We start from the raw sequence: 25,134 nt of genomic DNA, 5'->3' as shown, positions 1-25,134 counted from the left end.
ACATCCCGTTTAACCGCTCGCGCGGGCTCTTGTTGCGGCTGGTGGCGGTCCTGATATCGACCAAGCGTCGGGCTTCGATACCGCGCGGTCGGGCGCAACTACCGGCCCATCTTCGCAAGGACGTGGGGCTCCTGCCCGAGCCGGAGCACCCGCCTCCTATATTACATCGGTTCCCGTTCTAACGGGGCCTGGCCCGGGCATCCCTGCCCGGGTCTTTTCGGGTCATAGTTCTAATTAGCAGCGGAGGGCGCGGGCGTTGATGTGCTCCAAATTGCACCGCCGTGATTGGGTTGCGTCCCGCCGAACCCAGTCAGTTCAGCGTGTCTTTTCATCAATCCACTGGGTGATCTGATCCAACACCCCGGGCGCATAAGCGCCTGCCCCCGACATCATGAATCGAAACCCGGCCACCGCTGTCCAATCCGCAGGCGTCTGAAAGTTGTAGTGCTCCGCGCGCAGCAAGCTGTGCGTGGCCTCAGGTATGATCCGAACGTCATGTAAGGCGTTCTCGGCATAGGTCGTGGCCGTTTCCGCCGGATCAACATTCAAATCTTCCGCGCCGATCAACACCAGTGCAGGTGTGGTCATCGCCAGGACCGGCACCGTCGCGTCCGCGCGGTAATTCCGTTTCACAAAACCGCAGCGGGCCGCGGTCATGTCCTCGCGCCTGGCACAATCGCCGCCGGCTCCGAACAATACATCGTTCTCAGACAGGTTGCGCGCAACCGCTTGCGCGATTTCATCCGGCGCGATGCCCTTCTGTTCCAGGCGTCTGGATGTGTAATAGGCGCCTTGACTGCGCCAGTTGATCGCGGGGCCAATCAGCACAGCATATGCGGCTTCGGTGTCGAGTGTCGCCTGCGGCACCACCCAGCCCGCTTGCGAGAACCCGAGAAACCCCAGCTTGTTTCCGGAAATGCCGGCTGTCTCCCGCAGGTAATCATAGACCGCCACCGCTTCTCGCGTACGATCCGCCATAGAGTGGGTCAGCCGATCCCCGGTACTCTCCCCCACGCCCGGTTTATCCCAGGAAAACACCCCGATGCCAGCATCGAGCAAGGCGTTGATCAACGGCAGATAGGTGGCATCAGACCATCGGTTTTGGGGGCCATCGCCGTGCACGATCACGACAACGGCCGGGTTCTCCTGATCCGCGGGCAATGCCAATGTGCCTGCCAGGCGGTCGCCCTGCACAAGAATTTCGTGGTCGGACAAACGCGCAGTCTTTGGCAGTTCAAAGGACCGCATCGCATCCAGCCCCTGGAGAACCATCACTGAAATGATCACCGTGGCGGCTATTGCGCCCCACCATATCGGTTTCTTCACGCGCTTGCCGCTTTCATTGTCACGCCCCATCGATTTCGCTTTTCAGAGCGTGCCTGCGATACCGCAAAGGCACGCCACTTGTTCTTGAAGAGAGATGGGGAGGGAAATCGGAATTACACTGTTTTTCCGAAACTTATCCAGCTTTTGGGGGCTGGCTTGGCGGCTTCTCGCAGGGCGACGCTGTCATGGATGCGCTCGGAGGGATCCTGCATGATTTTACGCGCCCGCCGTGTGATGAACCACTTGCCATTGCCCCTGAAGGTACCAAGCATCGGTGCGGTCGCGTCCTGCCGCAGGCGACCCGCCCATCCGTCGGGCAGGGGCAGCCCGTTCATCTGCGCCCGTTCCAGCATCCAGACCAGCGGTATATTGGACAGGTAGCGTGCAGCCTCAAACCCGCCCAACTGCCCACCCACATCGCCATGGGTGCCTGCAAACCACACCTGCTCCACCCGGCCCTGGAACCCCTCGGGCGAGCTCCAAAGCACGGGTGCATAGGCAACCCGTGTTTCATCCAGCGCCAAAGCCTGAAACCCGGCTTTGACATTGTGGCTGAGGTGCGTGGTGTGAAACGCGTGTTTCTTTTCGCTCAACCGCCACAGGATCGGTGCATTAAAGCCAAGCGATTTCACGGTGTCCCACACACCGATCATTTCGATTTCCACATCCGGCAGACAATGCGCCGTGGCAAACTGCCGGGCGCAAGCGCTTTCAGGATTGCACTCGTAGTGGCGGTAGACGTCGCGGATGTTACGCTCGGTCGCGTCTTCGGCGCGCAGCAACCCCATTTGGTCGATCACACCCGCAAGACTACGCACCGCATAAGCGCCGCGCGAATATCCCATCAGGAAAATCTTGTCACCCGGCCGATACCGCGATGCCAGATAGCCATAGGCGCGCCGGATTTGCCGGTTGATGCCGCGCCCCAGCATCACATCCATGGCCGAGCGCCAGTTGTTCCATTGCAGCCCCGGCTCATAGTAGATCGAGAGCGGGCTGCCCATTTCGCGGCAGATATGATAGGCGCGCCCGGCGTTTGTTTCGCACCCCGGTTCCAGCGACGACATGGTGCCATCAAGGATCACCACGTGAACAACAGGGCCCCGTCTTGGGCCAAAATCGCTATCGGGCCGGCGCCAGAACCTGCTGCGCAGCCAGCCGAGCCATCTGTTATTCCGCCGCGAGGACCTCACTGTTCAACAGCTCCCAAACTTTATGCGGGGTGAATGGCATATCGGCCTGACGCACCCCCCGCTCCCAAAGCGCATCCTGAACCGCGTTTGCCACAGCGGCCAATGCGCCCACCGTGCCAGCCTCGCCACAGCCCTTCATCCCCATGATGTTGGCGGTGGATGGCACCGGCTCCGATGTAAAACTAATAGTGGGCACATCGTCGGCACGCGGCAAGGCGTAGTCCATGAACGATGCCGTGAGCAATTGACCGTCTTCATCGAAGACAACATGCTCTGTCAGCGCTTGTCCGATACCCTGAGCCACGCCGCCATGCACCTGACCTTCGGCCAGCATCGGATTGATAAGATTGCCAAAATCATCAACGACGGTGTAGCGCTCGACGGTCACGACGCCGGTATCGGGGTCCACCACAACTTCTGAAACATGACACCCGTTTGGAAAGCTGCGGGCAGGCAGGGTGACGCGCGCCTCATGGACCAAAAGGTCGTCGCGCCCCTTGGCGCGGGCCATCTCCGCAACCTCCAGCATCGTCGGCGTGAGGTTAGATCCATCCGCGCGAAAGCGCTCGTCATCAAAGCTGATCTCGGAAGCGGGCACGCCCATTTCATCCGCCAGAAAAGCGGTAAAGCTCTCGGTCATCTGCGAAACGGTTGCCAGCGTTGCGTTGTTCTGAACCGTCACAGAGCGCGATCCGCCGGTGCCGCCACCCTGCGCGATGAGGTCGCTGTCCCCTTGTACAACGATGATTTTATCTGCGGGAATACCGGTCTGATCGGACAGGAAGGTGGCAAACACCGTCTCGTGCCCTTGTCCTGTGGATTGCGTGCCCACGTAGATCGTCACCGTACCATCCTCATTAAACGTCACCTTCGCGCCTTCCGAAGGATCACCCAAAATACTTTCGATATAGTAACACAAGCCGACGCCGCGGAGCAGGCCTTTGTTGGCATTAGACTGTTTACGGTGTTCAAATCCTGCAAAATCAGCCTCTTGTAGCGTTCTGCTCAACAGTTTGTCGAAGTCACCAACGTCATAGGTTTCCCCGGTCGAGGTCTTATAGGGAAACTGATCAGCCTTGATAAAGTTCCGTCGGCGCAATTCGGTTGGGTCAACACCCAATTCGCGCGCAGCCCGGTCCATCAGCCGTTCCAGCACATAGATGGCCTCGGGCCGTCCGGCGCCACGGTAGGCATCCACATAGGTGGTGTTGGTATAGAAGCCTTCGACCCGCAGATAGGTGTTTTGCACATCGTAGACGCCCATCAGGACGCGGCTGAAAAGCTGGCTTTGGATAAACTGCCCGAAATGGCTGTTGTAGGCGCCGAGGTTGCAGCGCGTATGCACCCGGTAGGCCGTGATCTTGTTGGTGTCATCAAAGGCAAGCTCAGCCAGCGACGTGAGGTCCCGACCCGCGTTATCGGTCAGCATCGCCTCCGTGCGGTCTGACATCCAGCGCACCGGGTGCCCTGTGACACGTGCGGCATGGGCTGCCAGCGAGTATTCGGGGTAGGGAAATCCCTTCATCCCGAACCCACCGCCAACATCCGGATTGGTGACGCGCACGTTTTCCTTGTCGAGCCCCAGCGCGGTTGCAATGGCGTCTTTGTGCGCCCAGACGCCCTGCCCGCCCAACGACACGTGCACCCGGTCACCGTCCCATTCTGCATAGCAGCCGCGTGGTTCAAGCGAGCTGACAAGGATACGGTTGTCACCAACCTCCAAACTGACCGTGCGCGCCGCCGATTTGAACGCGGTCTCGGTTGCGGCCTCATCCCCCATGCCCCAGTCGAAACCCCGGTTGTCCGGCACATCGTCATGCACCGGTGCGCCCCCGGTGGCGAGATCCATTTTCGCGGGCAGGTCCTCGTATTCCAGCACGATCAGTTCAGCAGCATCGCGCGCCTGATCCAGCGTGTCGGCGACGATGAATGCCACCGGCTCGCCCACAAACCGCATCTTGCGCTTGGCCAGTAGCGGACGGTCCGGGTTGGCGCCCGGCGACCCGTCGCGATTTTTCACCGTCGCTGCATACATGTTGAGGTTCATCCCGGCCGCTTCGAGATCCTCGACCGTCAGCACGGCATGGACACCGGCCGCATCAAGCGCGTCCGAAACATCAAGCTCGGTGATCTCGGCATGGGCAACCGGGGCGCGAAAAACAAACGCCCGCAGCGCATTTTGCGGCGCGATATCGTCCACATAGCGCCCATGGCCGGTCAGAAACCGAAGATCTTCAACCCGTTTGACCGGTTGTGACTTACCAAATTTTTCCATGGGGAGGCTCCTTCAAGCGCTGCGCGATACTGCGGACACTAGCGGTCCTTGGGCGCTTGTCCAGTCGCCGCTATTGTTGTTTCTGAACAAGGGCATCCGATTGCGCAGATGGCGCAATTTGCAGGCCCGGTTGCACGTTATGGCGCGTGCTGGATACCGCGCGCATAGCTTGCCTCGGCGGGGTGCAACTCCGCGCGCTGATCGACAAAGACCGCACACCACTCAGCAAGACGGCGGCCCAACCTGCGGCACATTTCCTGTTCTGCTGCGCTGCGCGGGCTGCCCGCGACCACCGCCCCGTAATGTGGTGCCATTTTGCGCCCGACGTAGTCCGTAACGCCAAACACCAGCACCCCGAAGTTCATCAGCAGCGTGGTCAAGGCCTGACAGGTGTGCTCGCCCCCACCGCCCCAGGCGCCGGACGACGAAAAAGCGCAGCCGATCTTGCCGTCCAACGCGCCCCACACATCAAAGCTCAGCTCATCCCACCATTGCTTCATGCGCCAGGAAATTCCGCCAAGATTGGTTGGCGATCCAACGGCGATCCCATCCGCCCAGAGCAGATCGGCCTTGCTGGCCTGCAGGATGCTCAGACATCGCATCTCGACACCCGCGACAGTCTCGGCGCCGGCGCGGACAAGCTCCGCCATCTCGGCGGTGTACCCACGATTGTTGCTCTCATAGAGCACCAGAATTTTAGCCATCCGCCCGCCCCTCCAGCATCGCGATGATGCCTGCCTGCGCCTGCGCAATGCCCTCCTCATGTCGCGAGAAAAACGTCCAGCGACCATGGCGCGCGCGTTTGACCAATCCGACCCGCTCCAACATATGCAGGTATTGCGAGACCGTTGGCTGTGAAAGCTCGGATTTGGCAAATATATAGCTGGCGCAAACGCCGGGCAGATCGCGGTGCTCCGGCAGGCAGGGCGGAAAGTGCTTTCTGGGCTCTTTCATCCAATACAAAAGCTGACGGCGGTGGGCATTGGCCAAAGCAGTATAGGTTTCATCGTTCATAAATTGATAATTAGCAATATATCTATTAATGTCAATGAACCCTAAGTGCGACCCGGTTTTGGGTCGCAAACAAGACAGCAGCCACAGCATTGATGCGGAATCATCGTTCTCAAAACGGAGGTGATCATGCCAACGCCGCTACCCCTCACCAACGATCGCCTGAGCGATGCGCAGATAAAATCCTATTGGGAGGATGGGTATCTTTTCCCGATCCCCATCATGCCCGGCGAAGAAGCGCAGAAGTTGCGCGCAGAGCTCGAAGAGATCGAAGACCATTGGCAGGATGCGGACCTGCCCTTGCCGCTCAACACCTACAAGCGCGTCAACGCGCATTGCGTCATGCCGATGGCCTACAGGATCGGCGCCGACCCGCGCATTCTGGACGTGGTCGAGGGCATCCTGGGCCCGGACATCATGATCTATGCGGTAGAATTCTTCATCAAGGAACCCAATACCCGGCACAAGGTCTCGATGCATCAGGACCTGACCTATTGGGGCCTGGGTGCTGTCGACGGGCTGGTCACCGCGTGGCTGTCGCTCTCCCCGGCCACGCCCGCGTCGGGCTGCATGGATTTTGTCAAAGGATCGCACAAAAACCCGATCCTGCCACATGAAGACACCTTTGCAGAGGACAACCTGCTCAGCCGCGGACAGGAGATCAAGGTGGATGTGGCCGACGCGGATAAGGTGCCCATCGAAATCCATCCTGGCCAGATCTCCCTGCACCACGGGTTGACGATCCATGGCTCCGGCCCCAACACAACGGATGACCGCCGCATCGCAGCCGTGATCCGGTACTGCACGCCGGATGTGAAACAACTCATCGGTGACGTCGACTATGCGATGGTGGCGCGGGGTGAGGATGCGGCTGGCAACTTCACGCATTTCGATCCGCCCTCGACACTTTTTGCCCCCGAGGCGCTGGCGCTCTATGAGGACATGCGGACCGCGCAGGCAAAGGTGATGATGGCCGGGACAAAAGCCAAAAAAGGGCTCTACGCATGACGGATCAGGACCGGAAATACGTAAGTTTCACCGCGATGAAGGACGGCACGGCCGAGGATTACGCATTTCTCACAAACCATGAGATCGCATACACCAAAGGCACCGCCGGGCGGTTACTGAAAGCGCTGGTCGAGCTTGACGAGAGCCTGTCTGGCTATCAGGTCACGCGGCTCGGGCATTCGCTGCAATCGGCCACGCGGGCCTTTCGCGACGGCGCCGACATCGATTGGGTTGTGTCCGCGCTTTTGCATGACATCGGCGACATCTATGCACCCTACAATCACGACGAATACGCAGCGACCATCCTGCGCCCTTTTGTGCGCGAGCAATGCAGCTGGTGCGTGCAGACACATGGTGATTTTCAAATGATCTATTACGGCCACCATGTCGGTGCCGACCCCCACAAACGCGACCGGTTTGCAGGACATATCTATTTCGATGACTGTGCGGCATTCTGCGAACGCTGGGATCAGGCCAGCTTTGACCCCGATTATGAGACCCTGCCGCTCGCCCACTTCGCACCCATGGTCGAAGAGGTGTTTGCGCGCCCGCCCTATGATCCGGATGTCATCCGCCCCGGTCACCGGGAACCGCTTCAGTCAGAAACGAAAAAACCCCGGCGCTGATGCACCGGGGCCTGGAAATGTCTAGGGCTTGGGGTCAGGCTTTGCGGCGACGGCGTGCCACAACAATCATGCCAAGGCCGCCCAGCAGCAGCAGGCCGCTTGCAGGAACCGGCACAACCGCCAATTCACCCTCGGTGATCACGCGGACGTAGTCACCAGGAGACGAAGCAAACCAGTCCACCAGGAGACGTGTCCCGATGCCCGGATCTATCCCAACCGAGTCGCCACTCTCAAGACCGCGCAGCGCGGGGCTGAGGTAGGTTACTTCGGGGTCGCCAAGAAAATCACTCAGCGTCAGCGCGCCCAGCGATGTGATCACGGCAAGGATCGGGCTGTCGAAATCGACGAAGCCTTCCTGGAAGCCACGCACGGGGTCAAAGAAGACATAGTGGCTGGAAACCACGGTACCGGCGGAGATGCTGCCGCCCATATCGGTGCTCAGGTCCGAGGTCAGCTTGACGTTCTGCGCCTCGTTGAACGCAAAGAGATTGTCTGACTGCTGGTTGTTCTGACCCACGGTCAGACCTGTCGTATCCACGATCTCTTCGAACGACCCTGCGCCGGAGGTTACAAAACCATCAACGACCGCAGCGGAAACGGAATGCGTGGCGGCAACGACCGCAAACACACCTATCGCTAGTAACTTCTTCATTAGACAACTTCCTTCACATCGTAAGTGACAACTGTAACGCGAATCTCATGGATAGTCATATTTCTTAGAACCCATGAGTAACACGAAAAACTTCCTTCTGAGCGAACATTTGCTAGAACCTGCACAGTGAATAGGCAACAAACCGGTCTTTTACTCGCCCCCGACATTGGGTAGAGCACAATCACCTCATAGATTTGATGGATGACGCTCTCATGACGATGGAAAAAAAGTTTGATGCCAATGAGGCAGAAGCGCGCCTATACGCCGCCTGGGAACAGGCGGGCGCCTTCAAAGCCGGTGCGAATGCCACCCGGGAAGATACTTTCTCCATCATGATCCCGCCGCCCAATGTGACGGGATCGCTGCACATGGGGCATGCCTTCAACAATACATTGCAAGATATTCTGGTCCGCTGGCACCGCATGCGCGGGTATGACACGCTCTGGCAACCGGGCACGGATCATGCGGGCATCGCCACCCAGATGGTCACCGAACGTGAGATGATGCTGAACCAGGAGCCCAACCGCCGCGACATGGGCCGGGAGAAGTTCGTCGAGCGGGTCTGGCAGCAGAAGGTCGCCTCGCGCGGCACGATCATTGGTCAGTTGAAGCGTCTGGGTGCCTCCTGCGACTGGTCGCGCGAGGCCTTCACCATGGGCGGCGCGCCGGGTGACCCGGAAGCGGGTCAGGGCCCGAATTTCCACGATGCGGTCATCAAGGTCTTTGTCGATATGTACAACAAGGGCCTCATCTACCGCGGCAAGCGGCTGGTAAACTGGGACCCACATTTCGAGACCGCGATCTCCGACCTTGAGGTCGAGAATATCGAGGTCGACGGTCACATGTGGCACTTCAAATACCCGCTCGCGGGCGGGGCCACCTATGAATACATCGAGAAGGACGAAGACGGGAACGAGACGCTGCGCGAAACGCGCGACTATATCTCCATCGCCACAACACGTCCGGAAACCATGCTGGGGGATGGTGCCGTTGCGGTGCATCCGTCAGATGAGCGCTACGCACCAATCATCGGGAAACTCTGCGAAATTCCCGTTGGCCCCAAGGAGCACCGTCGCCTGATCCCGATCATCACCGATGAATACCCGGATGCCGATTTCGGCTCTGGTGCGGTGAAGATCACCGGCGCACATGACTTCAACGACTACGCGGTCGCCAAGCGCGGCGGCATCCCGCTCTACCGTTTGATGGATACCAAAGGCGCGATGCGGGATGATGGCGCGGCCTACGCTGAGGCGGCCGGCATTGCGATGGCCGTAGCCCAAGGGGAACGTGCGTTGAATGAGGCAGAGGCCGATGCGGTCAATCTGGTGCCTGATGCGCTGCGCGGGCTCGACCGCTTCGAGGCGCGCAAACGGGTGGTCGCCCAGATCACCGAGGAAGGTCTCGCCGTGATGACCCCTGCGACGATCAAAAACGACGACGGTGAGGAGATTGAGACGACCGTCCCGCTGGTCGAGAGCAAGAAGATCATGCAGCCCTTCGGCGATCGTTCCAAGGTGGTTATCGAACCGATGCTGACCGACCAGTGGTTTGTCGAGACCTCGAAGATCGTGCAGCCCGCGATTGACGCGGTGCGCAACGGCGATGTTGCGATCCATCCCGAGCAGGACAAGAAGGTCTACTTCAACTGGCTGGAAAACATCGAGCCCTGGTGCATCTCGCGCCAGCTCTGGTGGGGGCATCAGCTTCCGGTGTGGTACGGGCCTGATATCAGCCCAGAGGGCGTCGAAAACGCGGTCGCTGTGATGCGAGATAACGGGAGATCGAATGAGACATATACCGGTGCCAGTAGGACTTTCTGCGCCAGCTCAAATACAGAATTGATTGAGCAGATCGAGCAGTTCTATGGACCACATGCCAGCATATCTTTGGTCGAACATGATCCGACGAAGCGCCTGCATGACCAGGGCAAGATGCATATTGAGATCAACAGAGTCGATGCTCGAGTAGAAGGTGAAGACAGGAAACTCGAAGAAAATGATACTTTGTTCATCGAAGTAGTTCGCGACCCAGACGTCCTCGACACATGGTTCTCCTCTGGACTCTGGCCCATCGGCACGCTGGGCTGGACCGGCGACGCGGAACAGGACGCGGCCAACGAGGCGCTGCAGAAGTACTTCCCGACCTCGATCCTGATCACCGGCTTCGACATCATCTTCTTCTGGGTCGCGCGGATGATGATGATGCAATACGCCGTGGTCGGGGCGAGACCCTTCGACACGGTCTATGTGCACGCGCTGGTGCGCGACGAGAAGGGCAAGAAGATGTCCAAGTCGCTGGGCAACGTGCTGGACCCGCTGGACCTGATCGATGAATACGGCGCGGACGCCGTGCGTTTCACCCTGACGGCGATGGCCGCCATGGGGCGCGATTTGAAACTCAGCACACAACGTGTTGCAGGCTATCGGAATTTCGGCACCAAACTCTGGAATGCCGCCTCTTTTGGTGAACGTCACGGCGTCACGGATATCCCGCACACCGACGCGCCTCCCACCGCGACGCTGGCGCTGAACAAGTGGATCATCGGCGAAGTGGCCAAGGTGCGCGAAGAGGTGGACACCAGCCTCGCGGCCTATCGGTTCAACGATGCCGCCAGCGCCCTATACGGGTTTGTCTGGGGCGTTTTCTGCGACTGGTATCTGGAACTCAGCAAGCCGGTGCTCGAAGGTTCGGACGCAGCGGCGGCGCAGGAAACGCGCGCGGTCTATGCCTGGGCGCTGGATCAATGCCTGATCCTGCTGCACCCGATCATGCCCTTCATCACCGAAGAGATCTGGGGGCTCAAGCAGCGCCCGAGCATGTTGATCCACGCGGATTGGCCAAGCTACACAGCGGCTGATCTGGTGGACGCCGAGGCCGACAGCGAATTGAACTGGACGATTGGCCTGATCAACGCGATCCGGTCCGCGCGCGCGCAGATGCACGTCCCTGCCGGGGCCTATGTGCCGCTGGTTGTTGTCGGCTTCGAGGATCAGGCCCGCGCGGCTTTCACCGCCAACGAGGCCATGATCAAACGCCTCGCACGCGTGGAAAGCATGACCGAAGTGGAGAGCTTCCCCAAGGGATCGGTCACCCTGGCGGTTACGGGCGGCAGCTTTGGCCTGCCGCTGGCGGACGTCATCGACGTGGCGGAAGAAAAAGCGCGTTTGCAAAAGACGCGTGACAAACTTGCAAAGGAATTGGGCGGCCTCAGAGGACGGCTCAACAATCCCAAGTTTGCAGCCTCTGCCCCGCCAGAGGTGGTCGAAGAAACGCGCGCCAACCTGGCCCTGCGCGAAGAGGAAGACGGCAAACTCGAAGAGGCGCTCGCACGGTTGGCCGAATTGGGGTAAAATGCCGCCATGCGCAGTTTTCGCTCCCTCATCGAACGGCAGATCGCCAAGGCACAGGCCTCAGGCGCTCTGACCGGGTTGAAAGGCGAAGGCGCGCCCCTGCCCGACCGTCCCGTTGAAACCAGCGACGCGGCCTCGATGTCTGCGGGCATGCGGATCATGGCCGAAGCTGGCGTGGTCCCTGAAGAGTTTGCTCTCAAAAAGGAGCTGGACGCCGCGCGCAAAACCTATGCCGCTTGCGAGAGCGAAGCGGATCGCAAAACGGCCATGGCCAAGCTCGCCGATCTGGAATTGCGTTATGAAATTGCCCGCGAAGCGCGGCGCAAGTTCATGTCCTGAACCCGCGAGCTGACGGCTAGTCAAAGACCGGCGCACGCTTACCGAATTGGGCGGCGACCACCTCCATTTGCTCCGGCTTGCCCAATAGCTCGGCCTGTAGCCGCGATTCTGCCAGAAGCACGGCATCGGGCGGCTCCCGTTCGGCGATCCCAACCAGGGCTTTGGCCGCGCGAATGGCCTTGGGGCTTTTACCTGCGATTTCACCGGCCAGCTTTTCCGCCGCCGCCATCGGATCTTCGGCAATTTCCGTTACCAGCCCCCAACGCTCCCCCTGTTCGGCATCTACCGGCGTTGCGGTATAGATCAGTCGGCGCATCACATCGGAGCGCACCAATCGCGGCAACAGGACCATGCCACCCATGTCCGGGATGATCCCCCATTTCATCTCCATCACCGCCAGTTTGGTATCCGGTGCAGCAATCCGGATGTCGGCGCCCAGCGCAATCTGCAGGCCAGCCCCGTAAACCGCACCCTGCAGCGCCGCAATCACCGGAATATCAAGACGGTGCCAAACAAGGGCCGCTTCCTGCCACTTGTTCGTCGTACCCTCACCATGGGTGCGGGCCATGATCATCGCCTCGATGTCCTGCCCGATCATCGCCCCGAGACTGCCGATGTCGATCCCGGCGCAGAAGCTTTCTCCCGCACCCGACAGAAGGGCGACCCGTGCCTTTGACGCGGCCACCTGCGCCCCGGCCGCGATGAGATCATCGAACATCTGCTGATCCACCGCATTGCGTTTGTCGGGTCGGTTCAATTGCACACGGGCGATATGATCGGAAATCTCTACGGTGACGTTGGACATCGGGTTCTCCTTCTTTGGTCTGATGTGACCAAAGGAGCGCGTTTTTGACCAGAAGAACGTTGGGGCAATCTGATACTTGCCCAAACCAGCCAAGCCGTTTTATGAGACGCCATGACTCACTATCGCTTGACACCCCTGGCCGACTCCCTTCCCGACACAGTACCCTTCGTAGGGCCGGAAACCCAGGAACGCGCGCGCGCGCAGCTCTTTGACGCCCGATTGGGGGCCAATGAAAACGTCTTTGGCCCCTCGCCCATGGCCACACGCGCCATGGCGGAAACCCAGCTGTGGAAATACGGCGACCCCGAGAGCTATGAGCTGCGCGAAGCGCTTGCGGATTATCACGGCATTCTGCCGGAAATGATCGTTGTGGGCGAAGGCATCGACGGTCTGCTCGGATATCTTGCGCGTCTGATGGTGGCCCCCGGAGACGCGGTGGTGACCTCCGATGGCGCCTACCCCACGTTCAACTACCACGTCGCAGGCTATGGCGGTGTGCTGCACAAAGTGCCCTATGCCGATGATCACGAGGACATCGAGGCGCTTTTTGCCAAGGCCGCGGAAGTGAATGCAAAGATGGTCTATGTGGCCAACCCCGACAACCCGATGGGCACCGCGCATGACGGCACCGATATCGTTGCGGCGATGGAAAAGCTGCCCAAAGGCACCTTGCTGGTGCTGGACGAGGCCTACATCGAATGCGCGCCCGAGGGCACCGCTTTGCCCCTGCCAATGAGCGATTCCCGCGTGATCCGTCTGCGTACCTTTTCAAAGGCGTACGGGCTTGCCGGCGCGCGCGTCGGCTATGCCATGGGCGCCCCGGATCTGATTGCGGCCTTCAACAAGGTGCGCAACCACTTTGGCATGAACCGGGCCGCACAAGCCGGCGCACTTGCGGCACTGGACGATCAGACCTGGTTACGCTCCGTGCAGGCGCGCATCACCACCTCGCGCAACAGGATCACAAGCATTGCGCTGAAAAACGGGCTGCGGCCTCTTAAGTCAGCCGCGAATTTTGTCGCCATCGACTGCAGGCACGGTGCTGAATTCGCGCAAAATGTTCTACGGGAGATGGTGGATCGCGGTGTTTTCATCCGGATGCCGCTGGTTGCGCCGCAAAACCGATGTATCCGCATCAGCTGCGGCACTCCGGCAGACCTCGATATTCTCGCAGAAGTGCTCCCGGCAGCGCTGCGTTATGTAGAAAAAGGCTGACGTCGGGAACTTCCGGTTTATACTTGCGCGAACGATCCGCAAACGAGACGCGTGTCATGGAAAACCGGAAAATCGGACGTGCGCCGAATTATACAAGTGCCTGTATCGTCATGTTTGGCGTCAACCTGACCTGGGTGCTGCTGTTTCTCTTTGCGCTTTGGGGGTTGGTCGTCGCCGTTTTTGTCGCGCTGGCCGTCAATCATTGGCTCAACTGGCTGGATTTCAGACGCCGGGCGGAAGCACGAAAGTGGGAAAGCCCACCGCGCCGCTAGCCCTGCGCGATCACCTCTGATGCGGCACTTAAGCCCCCCGCACCGTGTGGAATGTCCAGAGCTTTCAAGCCTGCTTCGATCCCGCCCAGGAGCCCCAGGATCATGTGGCCGTTGACATGCCCCATATGACCCAGACGAAAAAAACCATGCCAGGCGGGATCATTCACGTCGACCATGCCCAAACCGATGCCCAGCGTGAGACCCAGCTCACGTTCTGTCCATTCGCGCAGGGCCGTGGCTTGCGGGGCTGGCAGATGCAAGGAGGTCACAGCATGGCTGCGGTGCGCGGGATCCTGAATGTTCAGCTGTAATGCGCCGCCCGCCGCCCAGGTTTCGCAGGCGGCCCAAATTGCACGGGCGAGCATTGCGTGGCGCGCCCAGATGGCCTCGATGCCCTCCGCATGGATCATGTCGAGTGCTGCGCGCAGGCCGTAGACATGGTGCGTCGGTGCGGTTCCATTCCAATAGTGGGAAAACTGCTGCGCCTCCGCCCGGGGCGTCCAATCCCAGTAATTGCTGACCCGTGGCATGGCCCGGCGCACCGCCGCTGCCTTGTCGTTGAAAAATACAAACCCCATGCCGGGCGGCACCATCAGCCCCTTTTGGGACCCTGTCACCATCACATCGACGCCCCAGCCATCCATTTCAAAGACGTCGCAGCCCAGCGATGCAATGCAATCGGCCATCAGCAAAGCAGGGTGACCGGCTGCATCCATGGCCGCCCGCACCGCCGCAATATCGTTGCGCACGGAGCTGGAGGTATCGACATGCACCGCCAGCACCGCCTTGATCTCATGCGCGCGATCCGCTTTCAGCGTTTCTGCAACGCGCGCCGGGTCGACGGTGGCCGACTTGCCGAAATCAAGCACCTGAGCTTCGGCCCCCAGCCCTTCCGCCATGCCGGCCCAGCCATGCCCGAAGAAGCCTGTCGCCAGCACCAGAACCTTTTCACCCGGCGAAATCACATTCGACAGGGCAGCCTCCCAAACGCCATGCCCGTTGGCGATATAGATCGCAACATGACCTTCGGTCCGCGCCACGCGCCGCAAATCCGCTACAAGCGCCGGCATCATCTCGGGCAGTTCACCGTCGTATATGTTTGGCGCCGGACGGTGCATCGCGTTCAACACCGACTCCGGCATCACCGAAGGGCCCGGAATGGCGAGGTAGCTGCGTCCTGCGGGCGCTTTCGGAGAATGGGGCATAGAGGCTGTCCTTTTGATATGGCGCAACACTAGCCTGCTTTACGGCGCGGTCAATCGCAGCGTTCCAACCCCGCGGAGGTGAAAGCCGGGAACCGACGTCTGAGGAAATGAAGGTAAGAGATCTGAGAGATCAGCGGCGATAGCTTTCGGCCAGGTGCTGCGGGGATGCCCCGGCAAAATAACGCAGAAGGGTCCATAGGTTGCGTGCGCCACGCCGCACCCATCCCTGACTGCGATGGCGGGCCGCACATGTCTCCGCCACACCATCGATGGGTGCCAAACGCCCCTTGAGCGCGCGGGCGATTGCCACGTCCTCCATCAGGGGCTGGTCCGGATATCCACCCACATCCGCATAAAGCGCCCGCGGAAGCAACAGCCCCTGATCCCCATAGGGCAGGCCGAAACGACTGCGCAGATTGGCCCAGGCCGCCACCAGAGCGCCCGCGCACCCGCCCTTGGCAAAGGCCAAACGGAACCAACCGGCATTATGCGTGTCCAAATGCAGGATCGCCGGGCCAACCCAGCCCGGGCGCAAAACCGTATCCGCATGCAATACCAGCAGCCACGCGCCCTTGGCCTTTGCACAGCCGCGCGACAACTGCCCGCCGCGCGACGCCGCACCGGTCACGATCTCTGCGCCCCAGGCCTTGGCAATCGCCACGGTTGCGTCGTCGGACCCACCATCTGATACAATCAACTCGCGGATCAAACCGGCTTCGACCCCCGGCATCAGCGCGGTCAGACAGTCGCCGAGATGCGCCTCGGCGTTGAGTGTTGGAATGATCACCGATATCGGTGCACGCATAGGTTATGCCTCTTCTTCTTCGCGGCGAAACTTCTATATGTCATGTAAGGCCAAAAGAGGACCCCCCCATGACCAAACGTCGCATTTTGCACCTGTCGGGCTCAGATGTTCGCGAATTCCTGCAAGGGCTAATCACCAATGACATCAATCGCATCGATGACGGCCTCGTCTACGCGGCGATTCTGACACCGCAGGGGAAATACATTGCCGACTTTTTCCTGGCGCCCGCGCCAGATGGCATCCTGCTGGATATGGATGACAGCCTGGGCGATGCAGTGACTCAGCGTCTGAACATGTACAAACTGCGTGCCGATGTGACCATTGCGCAGGCTGACCTGCATCTGCATCGTGGGTTGGGGGCCGTGCCTGAAGACGGGTATGCCGATCCGCGCCATGATGCTTTGGGATGGCGGGCCTACCGCACAGTGGCGCAGGCCGATGACACGACGGATTGGACAGCACTCAGGGTCGCGCATCTGATCCCCGAGACGGGCGTCGAGCTGACACCCGATACCTTCATTCTAGAAGTGGGGTTTGAGCGGCTGTCCGGGGTCGATTTCCGCAAGGGATGTTATGTCGGTCAGGAGGTGACCGCCCGCATGAAGCACAAAACCGAATTGCGCAAAGGTCTGGCAAAGGTCTCGATTTCCGGCGAGGCCGAAACCGGGAGCGATATCCTCTCCGCGGGCAAGGTGGCCGGCACCCTGCTCAGCCATACCAAAGACAGCGGCATCGCCTATTTGCGGTTTGACCGCGCAAAGGGAGAAATGCAGGCCGGGGATGCCACGGTCACACGCGCCGACGCCTGAAAAAGCCCCGCCGGTTGGTACCGCGGGGCTTGCCCCCTCTCAGGTTTTCGCGCTCAGGCGCGTTCTGAGTATTCCATCGTTTCGGTGTTGACGATGATATCCTCGTCCTGTCCGACAAAGGGGGGCACCATAACTTTGACGCCATTTTCCAGAACCGCGGGCTTGAAAGAGTTGGCCGCCGTCTGACCCTTCACAACAGGTTCCGTCTCGACGATCTTGCACGTCACTTTTTGCGGCAAGGTCGCGTTCAGCGCTTCGTCTTCATAGAATTCGACCACGATGGTCATGCCGTCCTGCAAAAACGGGCGGCGCTCTCCCAAAAGGTCGGCAGGCAGCTGCACCTGTTCGTAGGTCTGCGTATCCATGACGACCAGCATGCCCGCGTCTTCATAAAGGAACTGCTGGTCTTTCTGCTCCAGACGCACCCGCTCCACCTTATCGGCACTGCGGAACCGTTCATTCAATTTGGAACCATTGCGCAGGTTGCGCAGTTCCACCTGAGCAAACGCACCGCCCTTGCCGGGTTTCACATGATCGACTTTTACAGCTGCCCAAAGGCCACCATTATGCTCCAGTACATTCCCGGGGCGGATCTCGTTTCCGTTAATTTTAGGCATATGACCAGACCATGGCAAAAGGTTGATGAAATGTTGACGCACCCTATATCTGGGAGGATGGGTGGTGACAAGACAACGATATATCGTGCTGCAGCTGCAGAATGCTATGCGCCAAATGCATACATGCCATGCAATTACGGGGTATCCGAATCGCATGAAACGCGCCATAAGGAGCGTCACGCCGGAAAGACAAGAGCAAGAATAATGGAAAGGACGACGAGATGAAAGATTTCGTTGACGGCACAGCCTTCAATAACGAGCAAGGCAATCGTGCACGTAAACTTTTTGCAGCCGTGGTACTGGCTGCATTGGACGACGCCATCGCGGACGACAAGAAATATGGCAATGGTCCAGAACAAATAGCACGCTGGGCGCGTTCGCGCGACGGGCGTGAAGTGTTGAGCTGTGCAGGCATTGACCCCAATGAGCGGGTTGTGTCTGGTTTGATGGACTTCGTGGGCAAAGGGGTACGGACCTCTGTTGCACTGTCGCGCGAAGAATCCGAGCGGCGCAACGCGGCGCAGCAAGCCGAAGCGGCTTAATAAACTCCTGAAACCTATCACAAAAGTGCGCCCGAAGCTGGGCGCGCTTTTGTGTTTTCAGCTGTCCGTGAAAAAGAACATCCACTGGCTGACCACCCAAAGCTCTGCACCCAGCAAGATCGCGACGATGCCGGTCATTGCCCAGCCGAGCCTGCGCCGCCACATTGAGATGGCCGCGACACAGGCGCAAAAAGCTCCCAGAGGGGCAAACCACATCGCGCCATGATCGCGGTCCCAGTAGCTGACCGGGCTTTCGAACACCCAATTGGTGAACGGCCAGAAGTGGGCACGCCCATCATCGTGGTGCAGTGGAAAGTCGAAACACAGATGCAACAGAGCGGCACCTGTGAGCGCAATGGCCCAGGGCGTTCGGCGCCAACAGGCGATCCCAAAAAGCAGGCCCCAGATGACAAATGAATTGTCGATCGCAAAGATTGTTTGCCAGGTATCGGAGAAATACAGCTCATTGAAGACGATATACGGCGGGATTCCGACCACATAGAGCGCTGTCCCCGCCAGCAGATAAAGTGACAGATCGGGCAAGAGCGCCCCCGCAAACGCGGCCCAGACAACGCTCTTTTGCCCGTTTCGCCCGAAGAGCGCTGCACCGATCAACAAATGCGCAGGCGTATTCATCTTTGCTCCTTTTCCTCCGCGCAATCATGCGTCACGTTGCGACAAACGGAAAGAGGCTGAGCCCATGACACGCGCAATTATGATCCAGGGCACGGGCAGTAATGTCGGCAAATCCATGATCGTGGCTGGCCTCGCGCGGGCCTATACGCGGCGCGGCCTGACGGTGCGTCCGTTCAAGCCGCAAAACATGTCCAACAACGCCGCCGTGACCGTCGATGGCGGTGAGATTGGGCGGGCGCAGGCCCTGCAAGCCCGCGCGGCAGGTGTGGCACCTCATACCGACATGAACCCGGTCCTGCTCAAACCGCAGACCAACACAGGCGCGCAGATCATCGTGCAGGGTCAGGTCTTTGGCGAACAGGAGGCGCGCGATTTTGGCGCCGCCAAGGACAAGCTGATGCCCTTCGTGCTCGAGAGCTTTGCGCGGCTCGCTGAAGGCTGTCACCTGGTGCTAATTGAGGGCGCGGGCAGCCCGGCGGAGACGAACCTGCGCGCCCGTGATATTGCCAATATGGGCTTTGCGCGGGCCACAGATGTCCCGGTTGTCCTGATGGGGGACATCGACCGTGGCGGCGTGATTGCACAGATCGTGGGAACCCAAGCCGTGTTGGACGATGCTGACAAGGTTTTGATAAAAGCCTTTGCAATCAACAAATTCAGAGGCGACGTGCGCCTTTTTGATGAGGGGCGTGACGATACCTGCAGGCGCACCGGTTGGCCTTGCCTCGGCGTGATCCCATGGTTTGCACAGGCCCATAAACTGCCCGCCGAAGACGTCGCCGATCTGCCTGCGCGCGCCCGGGCAAAGGGTGATGGTCTCAGGATCGTGGTGCCGCACCTGCCGCGCATTTCCAATTTCGATGATCTGGACCCGCTGGCGGCAGAACCGAATGTGGACCTGACAATCATACCTGCGGGCACCCCCCTGCCCGCCGATGCCGATATTGTCCTGTTGATCGGGAGCAAGGCGACGCTGGCCGACCTCGCAGCGCTGCGCCATGAAGGGTGGGACGTCGATATCGCCGCGCACATCAGGCGCGGCGGCCATGTGCTGGGGCTTTGCGGCGGGTATCAGATATTGGGGAATACCATCTCGGACCCCGATGGGTTGGAGGGAACGCCGGGTCTAGCGCAGGGCTTGGGGCATCTGGATGTCGATACCGTTCTGCAACCCCGCAAGACGCTCAGCCTCAGCCAAGGGACACATCTTGCCAGCGGTGCGCCTTTGTCAGGATATGAAATTCACATGGGTCACACCACAGGGCCGGATTGTGATCACGCCTGGCTGGATCTGAACAATGGTCCGCAAGGGGCGGTTTCACCCAACGGTCTGGTTCAGGGATGCTATTTGCACGGGCTGTTCAGCTCGGACGCTTTCCGCGCGGCCTGGCTGGCGCACTATGATCAGGCGGCACAAGTGGCCTATGACCAGACGGTCGAAGACACCCTCGACAGCTTGGCGGACCATCTTGAAACGCATCTCGATCTTGATCTGCTTTTAGATCTGGCCGAAACGCCCCGTTTCTGACCCCAAATTGGGTCTAAGCGGGCGACTATTGTAGATCCTGCGCCGCTAGCGCGCGGTGGATTTCTCGGCGCACCAACTTGCGCACATTGCGGGTGATCCGCTCCCCCAAGGCGCCCTGAAGCTCAGAACGCACGATCTCGGCCACAAGGTCCCGCAGCGCATCTTCGTCCAGCAGTTGTTCCTCGACCGGCACGTCAGACAGAGGCTTTGCTGCATCGGCGGTTTTGTCACTCTCGCCGGTCTCCGGCGGCAGCGGCGTGCCTTTGGCATCCAAGTCAACGCTATCCTGCCAGGTCATGGTCTTGGATTGCGTGCCCGCATAGGCGTCACGGCCCGCCCCATCGGGCTCCCATTGGTCCGAGGTCTTGGCAATAGCTGTTTCCAGCGCAGCGATCTTGGCTGTCAACTCGTTCACGCCGAACACCTGCGCTGCATCATGTGGTGCCTCATCGCCTTCCGGCGCTTCGAAAGCTTCATCATTCAGAGACACAAAGGGATCTTTAGTCGTTGCATCTTCTGCCGCTTCAGTATCCTGCGGAGGGGTCGTTTCATCCTCAGCTGTGGCGTCGTCTACCGGCGGTGTTTCAGGAGTAGAATCGTCTTGCAGGCCCTGCTTTGCGTCCACCGCATCCTCAGGGCGCAACCGCAAAACACCAAGGTCCTCAACGCGATGCTGCGGCGACAAAACAAGCCGATCCGTTCGGTCCAAACCCGCATCCGTACCAGCTTGTGCCTTGTTATCGCTCACCAATCGCCGGATGGACGACAGGACGTCTTCTACATCAGAATTTGAAACCGGTTTTGACATCTTCACACCACTCTTACCCGCAACAATCTTACCCGTCCGGTGAAATTTTCACAATGGGTCGTGAAAGATGTCAGTTTTTTTGCAGCGCTCTCAAAACCCGATCCAGCTTCTGCCCCTGGGCCGAGGATGGCACGGGAGCGTCCTTGACCAAATCGTAATAGGCACTGGGGTCATAAAGCTGCACATTCAGCGACAAATCCTTGGCTGTCAGCCGCCCGGTGGATTGCAAAACCGCATAAGCCGCGACGTAAAGGCTGGCTTGGGCAGAGATGCGCGAGGTTTCCGCATCCAGCAATTCCTGCTCTGCATCAAGCACATCCAATGTGGTCCGTGCACCCAGGGTCGCCTCTTCGCGCACCCCCTCAAAAGCGATCCGGGCGGCCCGAATACGCTCTTCGCTCGCTTGCAGGCTGGCGCGTTGCGCCGACAGGGCGGCATAGGCCGATCCCACGTTCTGCGAAACGGTCTTGCGCACGTCCAACAGATTGCCACGTTGTGCGTCACGCGACGCCATGGCGGAGCGGATGGCTGCGGACAAAGCGCCGCCTCGGTAAATCGGGCCACTCAGCGTAATACCAACGGTGCCCGATCGGGTGTCATTGATCGTTCCCAGATCTTCGCTCGCATCGAGCGACCCTGTCGCAGACAGCGTGGGGCTAAGTGCGGCCTTGGCCCGCATGATATTCAGCTCTGCCACCGCAACCAGATGCTGTGCGTTGCGCAAATCAGGGTGGTTTTGTACAGCCAGCGCGCGTGCATTTTCGACATTACTGTCCAGTTGCGGCAAGGAGGGCGGCGGCGATAATTGGCCCGGTGTGCGCCCGACCACGCTGCGATATTCTTCAACGGCTTCGACCAGATCGCCTTGTGCCGTTGCCAATCCGCTGCGTGCTTCGGCAAGGCTTGATTCCGCCTGGGCCACATCTGTGCGGGTGACTTCACCCACTTCGAAACGGTCCTGTGCGGCACGCAATTCCTGGGTCAGCAAGCGCAGGTTGTTTTGCCGCAATTCTACAAATTCTCTGAACGCCACCACGTTGAGATAGGCTTGAACCGCCCGCAGCAGCACGGTCTGCTCAATGCTGATCAGCTGTTGGCGTGTGGCCAGCACGGTTTCCTTTGCAGCCTCAGCGCCAAGTTTCGTCGCACCGCTGTCGTAGAGCAGCAGTGACGCTGAAATCCCGATCGCCGCGGTTGTGCTTTCCAGGCTCGTGGTGGTCCGCAATCCACTCAGTTGCCGCGTCTGTCGGTCGCCGAAATCGCGTTCAAGACTGGCACTGTAGGTCAGGATCGGGCGCAGCGCGGCAATCGCTGTGGCAACATCTTCATCTGCAGCACGCAGAAGCGCGCGGTTCTGATCCAGTAACCCGCTTGTTTCATAAGCGCCAACCAGGGCATCAGCGAGCGTTTCAGCCTGCGCACTCTGCCCCATGATACCCACGATCACACCCGCCGAGATCAAGGCACCGCGACATAGCGCTTTGAAACCACCCTCTTTTCTCAATTGGATCATTCTGGTATGCCTCTTTCTGCTCTGACCCGAATATGGGTTCTGTCTATTTTTAAAACTCAAAAACCGCTGCTTTTGCAAATCCATGGAGCACTGGCGCGCCTGCGTTGAAGGCCATGCGCCAGGAGATGCTGTCGCCGCGCTTGTAGCCGATGCGCACCTCACCCAACGCACCCTCCATGAAGAGACAGGCGACCCGGCCGCCATCCTTGATCTGATCCTGAAGGCTTGCGGGCAGTTGCTGCACGCCGCCCTGCACGATCATGACATCATAAGGCCCATGCTGGCTGGCCCCTTCGTGCAGCGGGGCGACATGCTGGATCACATTGTCGATGCCTGCTTCCGCCAAAGCCTCCTGCGCTTCTGCCGCCATGCTGCTATCTTCTTCGACAGCCACAACCGCTTCCGCCATATGCGCAATGACCGCAGAGGAATACCCCATTGCAGAGCCGACATCGATCACCAGCTCATCATTCGAAATATCGAGCGCATCGAGCATTTTTGCCAGAGTACGCGGTTCCAGCACCACGCGGCCATCCCCCAGATTGAGGTTTTCACCCATATAGGCGGCTTCACGCTGCGCGGCTGGTACAAAATTCTCTCGCTGCACAGTCAGCATTGCATCGATAATGGGAAACTTGGTCACGTCAGACGGTCTGACCTGCGTATCAACCATCATCGTGCGGCGTGTGGCAAAATCGATCATGCGGCTAAACTCATCCGTTCAGTTGTCTTCTTTTTAGATGTGCCACATTCACGGACCTGCGGCAACGCCGATACGTGGCATTTTGCCAATCTGTGGCACTTGCAGCACCCAGCCTAATCGGATAGCAGTTTCGGCACACCATCCGAGGCGAGTTGGCGGAGTGGTGACGCAGCGGATTGCAAATCCGTGTACACCGGTTCGATTCCGGTACTCGCCTCCATTTAAATTCAAGTACTTAGCGGTTTTTTCGCTTCGGTTTGAAATCGCGTCTAAACAAAAGTCTAAACATTCTGTTTTTGTTCTGTTCTATTTGCGGTCCAACGTCGCTCGGATGTCATGTCTTTTTCCGGCGTCTTTGGGCCTCTATCGCACGAACCCGCTGCCGTATCTGCTGCGTGTAATGCATGACCATTTGAGGGCTCTGACCTGTAACGGCGGCAATCAAATCGTCGCTGCAGCCCGCTTCGAGCAACTCGCAGGCCGCGTTGTATCGCCAACTGTGAATGTCGTAGCCCTGCGCCCCGATCTTCTCGCGAATGTTCCGAATGGCCTGTGATGCGCCACGGTAAGACCAACGGTTGGTCGCGCGATGGTTCGTGAGAATGTAGATCCCCCGGCGGGGTGCGGAGTCCAAGGCTTTCTGCAAAGCCGGAACGATGGGTACCCACAGGTGCTTGCCTGTTTTGCTTTGCTTGACTGAGATCCCGCCGTCCTCGATGTCAGTCCATCGCATTTCTAGCACATCCCCGATGCGTTGACCGGTTCCGAGACACAACTCCATCAAAAGGCGCTCTCGGGTACCAAATGGCGCGGTCTTGCGGAAAGCCTTTATGAGAGCTCGTGGCCAGGGAAGGCGCGGATCGGATTGGACCTTCAGCAGCGACACGCCCTGGGCGGGGTTGTCCGCCCGCCAGCCAAGGTCTATGCAGTGCTCCATCAGGATGCGGATAACCTTGACCGCATAGTTCGCGAAGTATGGCTTTCCGGCGTTTTGGTCCCTTAACCGGATGACATCCTTGCGCTGAAGATGGGTCGGGTTCAGCGGCCCGAATCGTTCCCCAATGAAAGCTGTATATTTGTCGTAGTCCAGAGCCGTCCGAGGCTTCAGGTTCTTGTACCGCGGAGACTTCTGGTAGCTTCGGATAAGGGCTGAAAAACTGCGACGCAGCACTTTCGCCTTCTGCTCCCCTTTCAAAATGGCTGCATATTCAGCCCAAAAGTCTGGCGTGTCGAACTCGTTCTCGATTTTGCGCGAGGGCCAGCCACGCCTCTGGAAATAGAGCCCGTTCCGTTGCCGGTAAATGTGCCTAGGAAACTCCCGCTTTGTCATATCGCATGTCTACCTTGTCGAAATCACACGACCCGGCCGTGGTCGTCTCCAATTCCAATTCGATCCTCTTGCCTTCGACCACGACCCGCTTGACGATATGGCCCTCGGCCTCAAGAGCTTTGAGGAAGGACAAGGCTTTCTTTTCAACTGTTATTGTTGGCATGGGGCGAACCCTTTCGGCGCGTACCTAACCGCTTGACTTACGAACAAAGCGATGTAGCCAGCAGCCGAAAACCCAACCTGTTCCTGCAGTCTATAACCCATCATTACCTATCTCTCGTATCGGGTCCAGAAACTCACCAAGATCAATTGCTTTGCGCCAATCAAAGCCGGGAATTCAACGAAGCTGCTAACTGATCCCTCTATCGTTCAAGCATTCGCGAACTGATCTTTTCGTATCTGATGACCTTAGACTGCGCACCTGCTTGGGTGCCGTCGAGATCAAAATAGTCGTCGTAGCGCAAAGAACCGTGCCGTAGTGCTCCTTTCTTTCCGAGAGCAAAAGGTCTGCGGCTGTCGCCGTGGCGGGTTTGGAGGTCGAGAGAGAGGCTCTCAGGCCGCCC

At 59.2% G+C, this 25,134-nt stretch carries 25 protein-coding genes and 1 tRNA gene; 10 read left to right on the top strand and 16 right to left on the bottom strand.

What is annotated here, in order from left to right; translation table 11 throughout:
• Window positions 1-315: 315 nt before the first annotated feature.
• The 5 genes from Q1A63_RS13380 to Q1A63_RS13360 form a co-directional block, all read right to left on the bottom strand.
• Window positions 316-1,356 (bottom strand): alpha/beta fold hydrolase, encoded by a 1,041-nt coding sequence (locus Q1A63_RS13380; protein ID WP_298972385.1) that lies wholly within the window; start codon window positions 1,354-1,356, stop codon window positions 316-318.
• 83 nt (window positions 1,357-1,439) lie between these two features.
• A complete protein-coding gene (locus tag Q1A63_RS13375; protein ID WP_298972623.1) occupies window positions 1,440-2,480 on the bottom strand; it encodes a DUF2235 domain-containing protein in 1,041 nt (346 codons plus the stop codon).
• 16 nt (window positions 2,481-2,496) lie between these two features.
• A complete protein-coding gene (locus Q1A63_RS13370; RefSeq protein ID WP_298972383.1) occupies window positions 2,497-4,794 on the bottom strand; it encodes a xanthine dehydrogenase family protein molybdopterin-binding subunit in 2,298 nt (765 codons plus the stop codon).
• Between the two features lie 137 nt (window positions 4,795-4,931).
• The gene (locus Q1A63_RS13365) at window positions 4,932-5,498 is read right to left on the bottom strand and encodes a flavodoxin family protein (RefSeq protein WP_298972381.1); all 567 of its coding nucleotides are present in this window, start codon (window positions 5,496-5,498) and stop codon (window positions 4,932-4,934) included.
• On the bottom strand, window positions 5,491-5,808 hold the full coding sequence (locus Q1A63_RS13360) for an ArsR family transcriptional regulator (protein WP_299632024.1): 318 nt from the start codon (window positions 5,806-5,808) through the stop codon (window positions 5,491-5,493). The genes Q1A63_RS13365 and Q1A63_RS13360 overlap by 8 nt, the downstream gene beginning before the upstream one ends.
• Before the next feature lie 126 nt (window positions 5,809-5,934).
• Here Q1A63_RS13360 and Q1A63_RS13355 point away from each other — a divergent pair, with 126 nt between their 5' ends.
• The gene (locus Q1A63_RS13355; RefSeq protein WP_298972378.1) at window positions 5,935-6,813 is read left to right on the top strand and encodes a phytanoyl-CoA dioxygenase family protein; all 879 of its coding nucleotides are present in this window, start codon (window positions 5,935-5,937) and stop codon (window positions 6,811-6,813) included.
• Window positions 6,810-7,439, top strand: a complete 630-nt coding sequence (locus Q1A63_RS13350; RefSeq protein WP_298972377.1) for an HD domain-containing protein — start codon at window positions 6,810-6,812, stop codon at window positions 7,437-7,439. The genes Q1A63_RS13355 and Q1A63_RS13350 overlap by 4 nt, the downstream gene beginning before the upstream one ends.
• Before the next feature lie 34 nt (window positions 7,440-7,473).
• Here Q1A63_RS13350 and Q1A63_RS13345 read toward each other — a convergent pair whose 3' ends face one another.
• Window positions 7,474-8,091 (bottom strand): VPLPA-CTERM sorting domain-containing protein, encoded by a 618-nt coding sequence (locus Q1A63_RS13345; RefSeq protein ID WP_298972376.1) that lies wholly within the window; start codon window positions 8,089-8,091, stop codon window positions 7,474-7,476.
• Between the two features lie 212 nt (window positions 8,092-8,303).
• On the opposite strand from Q1A63_RS13345, the gene Q1A63_RS13340 reads away from it, so the two are divergent.
• Window positions 8,304-11,444 (top strand): valine--tRNA ligase, encoded by a 3,141-nt coding sequence (locus Q1A63_RS13340; RefSeq protein ID WP_299632023.1) that lies wholly within the window; start codon window positions 8,304-8,306, stop codon window positions 11,442-11,444.
• A 9-nt stretch (window positions 11,445-11,453) separates the two neighbouring features.
• Window positions 11,454-11,783, top strand: coding sequence for a DUF1992 domain-containing protein (locus tag Q1A63_RS13335; RefSeq protein ID WP_298972373.1), 330 nt, complete (start codon window positions 11,454-11,456; stop codon window positions 11,781-11,783).
• A gap of 16 nt (window positions 11,784-11,799) precedes the next feature.
• Here Q1A63_RS13335 and Q1A63_RS13330 read toward each other — a convergent pair whose 3' ends face one another.
• On the bottom strand, window positions 11,800-12,588 hold the full coding sequence (locus Q1A63_RS13330) for a crotonase/enoyl-CoA hydratase family protein (protein WP_298972371.1): 789 nt from the start codon (window positions 12,586-12,588) through the stop codon (window positions 11,800-11,802).
• A gap of 111 nt (window positions 12,589-12,699) precedes the next feature.
• Between Q1A63_RS13330 and Q1A63_RS13325 the strand changes: the two genes are divergently transcribed.
• Entirely contained in the window at window positions 12,700-13,803 is a 1,104-nt protein-coding gene (locus tag Q1A63_RS13325; RefSeq protein ID WP_298972369.1) for a pyridoxal phosphate-dependent aminotransferase, read from the top strand.
• 56 nt (window positions 13,804-13,859) lie between these two features.
• Window positions 13,860-14,075 (top strand): hypothetical protein, encoded by a 216-nt coding sequence (locus Q1A63_RS13320; protein WP_298972368.1) that lies wholly within the window; start codon window positions 13,860-13,862, stop codon window positions 14,073-14,075.
• Here the strand turns inward: Q1A63_RS13320 and Q1A63_RS13315 are convergent.
• Together Q1A63_RS13315 and Q1A63_RS13310 are read right to left on the bottom strand one after the other, a co-directional pair.
• Window positions 14,072-15,280 carry an aminotransferase class V-fold PLP-dependent enzyme gene (locus Q1A63_RS13315; protein ID WP_298972366.1) on the bottom strand — a complete coding sequence of 403 codons (1,209 nt, stop codon included), beginning with the start codon at window positions 15,278-15,280 and terminating at the stop codon, window positions 14,072-14,074. The two genes, Q1A63_RS13320 and Q1A63_RS13315, sit on opposite strands and share 4 nt — an antisense overlap.
• A 130-nt stretch (window positions 15,281-15,410) precedes the next feature.
• The gene (locus tag Q1A63_RS13310) at window positions 15,411-16,085 is read right to left on the bottom strand and encodes a glycosyltransferase (protein ID WP_299632022.1); all 675 of its coding nucleotides are present in this window, start codon (window positions 16,083-16,085) and stop codon (window positions 15,411-15,413) included.
• Window positions 16,086-16,153: 68 nt separating this feature from the next.
• On the opposite strand from Q1A63_RS13310, the gene Q1A63_RS13305 reads away from it, so the two are divergent.
• Entirely contained in the window at window positions 16,154-16,894 is a 741-nt protein-coding gene (locus Q1A63_RS13305; protein ID WP_298972364.1) for a folate-binding protein, read from the top strand.
• 53 nt (window positions 16,895-16,947) lie between these two features.
• Here the strand turns inward: Q1A63_RS13305 and efp are convergent, their stop codons facing one another.
• Complete coding sequence (efp, locus tag Q1A63_RS13300) at window positions 16,948-17,511, bottom strand: elongation factor P (RefSeq protein ID WP_298972361.1); 564 nt, start codon at window positions 17,509-17,511, stop codon at window positions 16,948-16,950.
• 221 nt (window positions 17,512-17,732) lie between these two features.
• On the opposite strand from efp, the gene Q1A63_RS13295 reads away from it, so the two are divergent.
• Complete coding sequence (locus Q1A63_RS13295) at window positions 17,733-18,053, top strand: DUF6280 family protein (RefSeq protein WP_114885126.1); 321 nt, start codon at window positions 17,733-17,735, stop codon at window positions 18,051-18,053.
• 57 nt (window positions 18,054-18,110) lie between these two features.
• Here the strand turns inward: Q1A63_RS13295 and Q1A63_RS13290 are convergent, their stop codons facing one another.
• Window positions 18,111-18,689, bottom strand: a complete 579-nt coding sequence (locus tag Q1A63_RS13290) for a cobalamin biosynthesis protein CobQ (RefSeq protein WP_298972354.1) — start codon at window positions 18,687-18,689, stop codon at window positions 18,111-18,113.
• Between the two features lie 64 nt (window positions 18,690-18,753).
• On the opposite strand from Q1A63_RS13290, the gene Q1A63_RS13285 reads away from it, so the two are divergent.
• The gene (locus Q1A63_RS13285) at window positions 18,754-20,217 is read left to right on the top strand and encodes a cobyric acid synthase (protein WP_299632021.1); all 1,464 of its coding nucleotides are present in this window, start codon (window positions 18,754-18,756) and stop codon (window positions 20,215-20,217) included.
• 25 nt (window positions 20,218-20,242) lie between these two features.
• Here the strand turns inward: Q1A63_RS13285 and Q1A63_RS13280 are convergent, their stop codons facing one another.
• The 3 genes from Q1A63_RS13280 to Q1A63_RS13270 form a co-directional block, all read right to left on the bottom strand.
• The gene (locus Q1A63_RS13280) at window positions 20,243-21,025 is read right to left on the bottom strand and encodes a hypothetical protein (RefSeq protein WP_298972349.1); all 783 of its coding nucleotides are present in this window, start codon (window positions 21,023-21,025) and stop codon (window positions 20,243-20,245) included.
• Window positions 21,026-21,095: 70 nt separating this feature from the next.
• Entirely contained in the window at window positions 21,096-22,538 is a 1,443-nt protein-coding gene (locus Q1A63_RS13275; protein ID WP_298972345.1) for a TolC family outer membrane protein, read from the bottom strand.
• Window positions 22,539-22,587: 49 nt separating this feature from the next.
• A complete protein-coding gene (locus Q1A63_RS13270; protein ID WP_298972341.1) occupies window positions 22,588-23,241 on the bottom strand; it encodes an rRNA adenine N-6-methyltransferase family protein in 654 nt (217 codons plus the stop codon).
• A gap of 146 nt (window positions 23,242-23,387) precedes the next feature.
• On the opposite strand from Q1A63_RS13270, the gene Q1A63_RS13265 reads away from it, so the two are divergent.
• Window positions 23,388-23,461: transfer RNA gene (locus Q1A63_RS13265), tRNA-Cys, on the top strand.
• A gap of 114 nt (window positions 23,462-23,575) precedes the next feature.
• Here Q1A63_RS13265 and Q1A63_RS13260 read toward each other — a convergent pair.
• On the bottom strand, window positions 23,576-24,571 hold the full coding sequence (locus tag Q1A63_RS13260; protein ID WP_299632018.1) for a tyrosine-type recombinase/integrase: 996 nt from the start codon (window positions 24,569-24,571) through the stop codon (window positions 23,576-23,578).
• Window positions 24,549-24,734, bottom strand: coding sequence for a hypothetical protein (locus tag Q1A63_RS13255; protein WP_299632016.1), 186 nt, complete (start codon window positions 24,732-24,734; stop codon window positions 24,549-24,551). The genes Q1A63_RS13260 and Q1A63_RS13255 overlap by 23 nt, the downstream gene beginning before the upstream one ends.
• Window positions 24,735-25,134 lie beyond the last annotated feature (400 nt).

The organism is uncultured Roseobacter sp. (assembly GCF_947499265.1).
GTDB lineage: Bacteria > Pseudomonadota > Alphaproteobacteria > Rhodobacterales > Rhodobacteraceae > Roseobacter.
The sequence above is the reverse complement of the archived record's forward strand: the minus strand, read 5'-3'. Positions and strand labels throughout refer to the sequence as shown.

Excerpts from the sequence above, each read along its gene's own strand:
- Q1A63_RS13380 (WP_298972385.1), bottom strand. The coding sequence starts at position 1,356 with ATGGGGCGTGACAATGAAAGCGGCAAGCGCGTGAAGAAACCGATATGG.
- Q1A63_RS13370 (WP_298972383.1), bottom strand. The coding sequence starts at position 4,794 with ATGGAAAAATTTGGTAAGTCACAACCGGTCAAACGGGTTGAAGATCTT.
- Q1A63_RS13365 (WP_298972381.1), bottom strand. The coding sequence starts at position 5,498 with ATGGCTAAAATTCTGGTGCTCTATGAGAGCAACAATCGTGGGTACACC.
- Q1A63_RS13360 (WP_299632024.1), bottom strand. The coding sequence starts at position 5,808 with ATGAACGATGAAACCTATACTGCTTTGGCCAATGCCCACCGCCGTCAG.
- Q1A63_RS13355 (WP_298972378.1), top strand. The coding sequence starts at position 5,935 with ATGCCAACGCCGCTACCCCTCACCAACGATCGCCTGAGCGATGCGCAG.
- Q1A63_RS13350 (WP_298972377.1), top strand. The coding sequence starts at position 6,810 with ATGACGGATCAGGACCGGAAATACGTAAGTTTCACCGCGATGAAGGAC.
- Q1A63_RS13345 (WP_298972376.1), bottom strand. The coding sequence starts at position 8,091 with ATGAAGAAGTTACTAGCGATAGGTGTGTTTGCGGTCGTTGCCGCCACG.
- Q1A63_RS13340 (WP_299632023.1), top strand. The coding sequence starts at position 8,304 with ATGACGATGGAAAAAAAGTTTGATGCCAATGAGGCAGAAGCGCGCCTA.
- Q1A63_RS13335 (WP_298972373.1), top strand. The coding sequence starts at position 11,454 with ATGCGCAGTTTTCGCTCCCTCATCGAACGGCAGATCGCCAAGGCACAG.
- Q1A63_RS13330 (WP_298972371.1), bottom strand. The coding sequence starts at position 12,588 with ATGTCCAACGTCACCGTAGAGATTTCCGATCATATCGCCCGTGTGCAA.
- Q1A63_RS13325 (WP_298972369.1), top strand. The coding sequence starts at position 12,700 with ATGACTCACTATCGCTTGACACCCCTGGCCGACTCCCTTCCCGACACA.
- Q1A63_RS13320 (WP_298972368.1), top strand. The coding sequence starts at position 13,860 with ATGGAAAACCGGAAAATCGGACGTGCGCCGAATTATACAAGTGCCTGT.
- Q1A63_RS13315 (WP_298972366.1), bottom strand. The coding sequence starts at position 15,280 with ATGCCCCATTCTCCGAAAGCGCCCGCAGGACGCAGCTACCTCGCCATT.
- Q1A63_RS13310 (WP_299632022.1), bottom strand. The coding sequence starts at position 16,085 with ATGCGTGCACCGATATCGGTGATCATTCCAACACTCAACGCCGAGGCG.
- Q1A63_RS13305 (WP_298972364.1), top strand. The coding sequence starts at position 16,154 with ATGACCAAACGTCGCATTTTGCACCTGTCGGGCTCAGATGTTCGCGAA.
- efp (WP_298972361.1), bottom strand. The coding sequence starts at position 17,511 with ATGCCTAAAATTAACGGAAACGAGATCCGCCCCGGGAATGTACTGGAG.
- Q1A63_RS13295 (WP_114885126.1), top strand. The coding sequence starts at position 17,733 with ATGAAAGATTTCGTTGACGGCACAGCCTTCAATAACGAGCAAGGCAAT.
- Q1A63_RS13290 (WP_298972354.1), bottom strand. The coding sequence starts at position 18,689 with ATGAATACGCCTGCGCATTTGTTGATCGGTGCAGCGCTCTTCGGGCGA.
- Q1A63_RS13285 (WP_299632021.1), top strand. The coding sequence starts at position 18,754 with ATGACACGCGCAATTATGATCCAGGGCACGGGCAGTAATGTCGGCAAA.
- Q1A63_RS13280 (WP_298972349.1), bottom strand. The coding sequence starts at position 21,025 with ATGTCAAAACCGGTTTCAAATTCTGATGTAGAAGACGTCCTGTCGTCC.
- Q1A63_RS13275 (WP_298972345.1), bottom strand. The coding sequence starts at position 22,538 with ATGATCCAATTGAGAAAAGAGGGTGGTTTCAAAGCGCTATGTCGCGGT.
- Q1A63_RS13270 (WP_298972341.1), bottom strand. The coding sequence starts at position 23,241 with ATGATCGATTTTGCCACACGCCGCACGATGATGGTTGATACGCAGGTC.
- Q1A63_RS13260 (WP_299632018.1), bottom strand. The coding sequence starts at position 24,571 with ATGACAAAGCGGGAGTTTCCTAGGCACATTTACCGGCAACGGAACGGG.
- Q1A63_RS13255 (WP_299632016.1), bottom strand. The coding sequence starts at position 24,734 with ATGCCAACAATAACAGTTGAAAAGAAAGCCTTGTCCTTCCTCAAAGCT.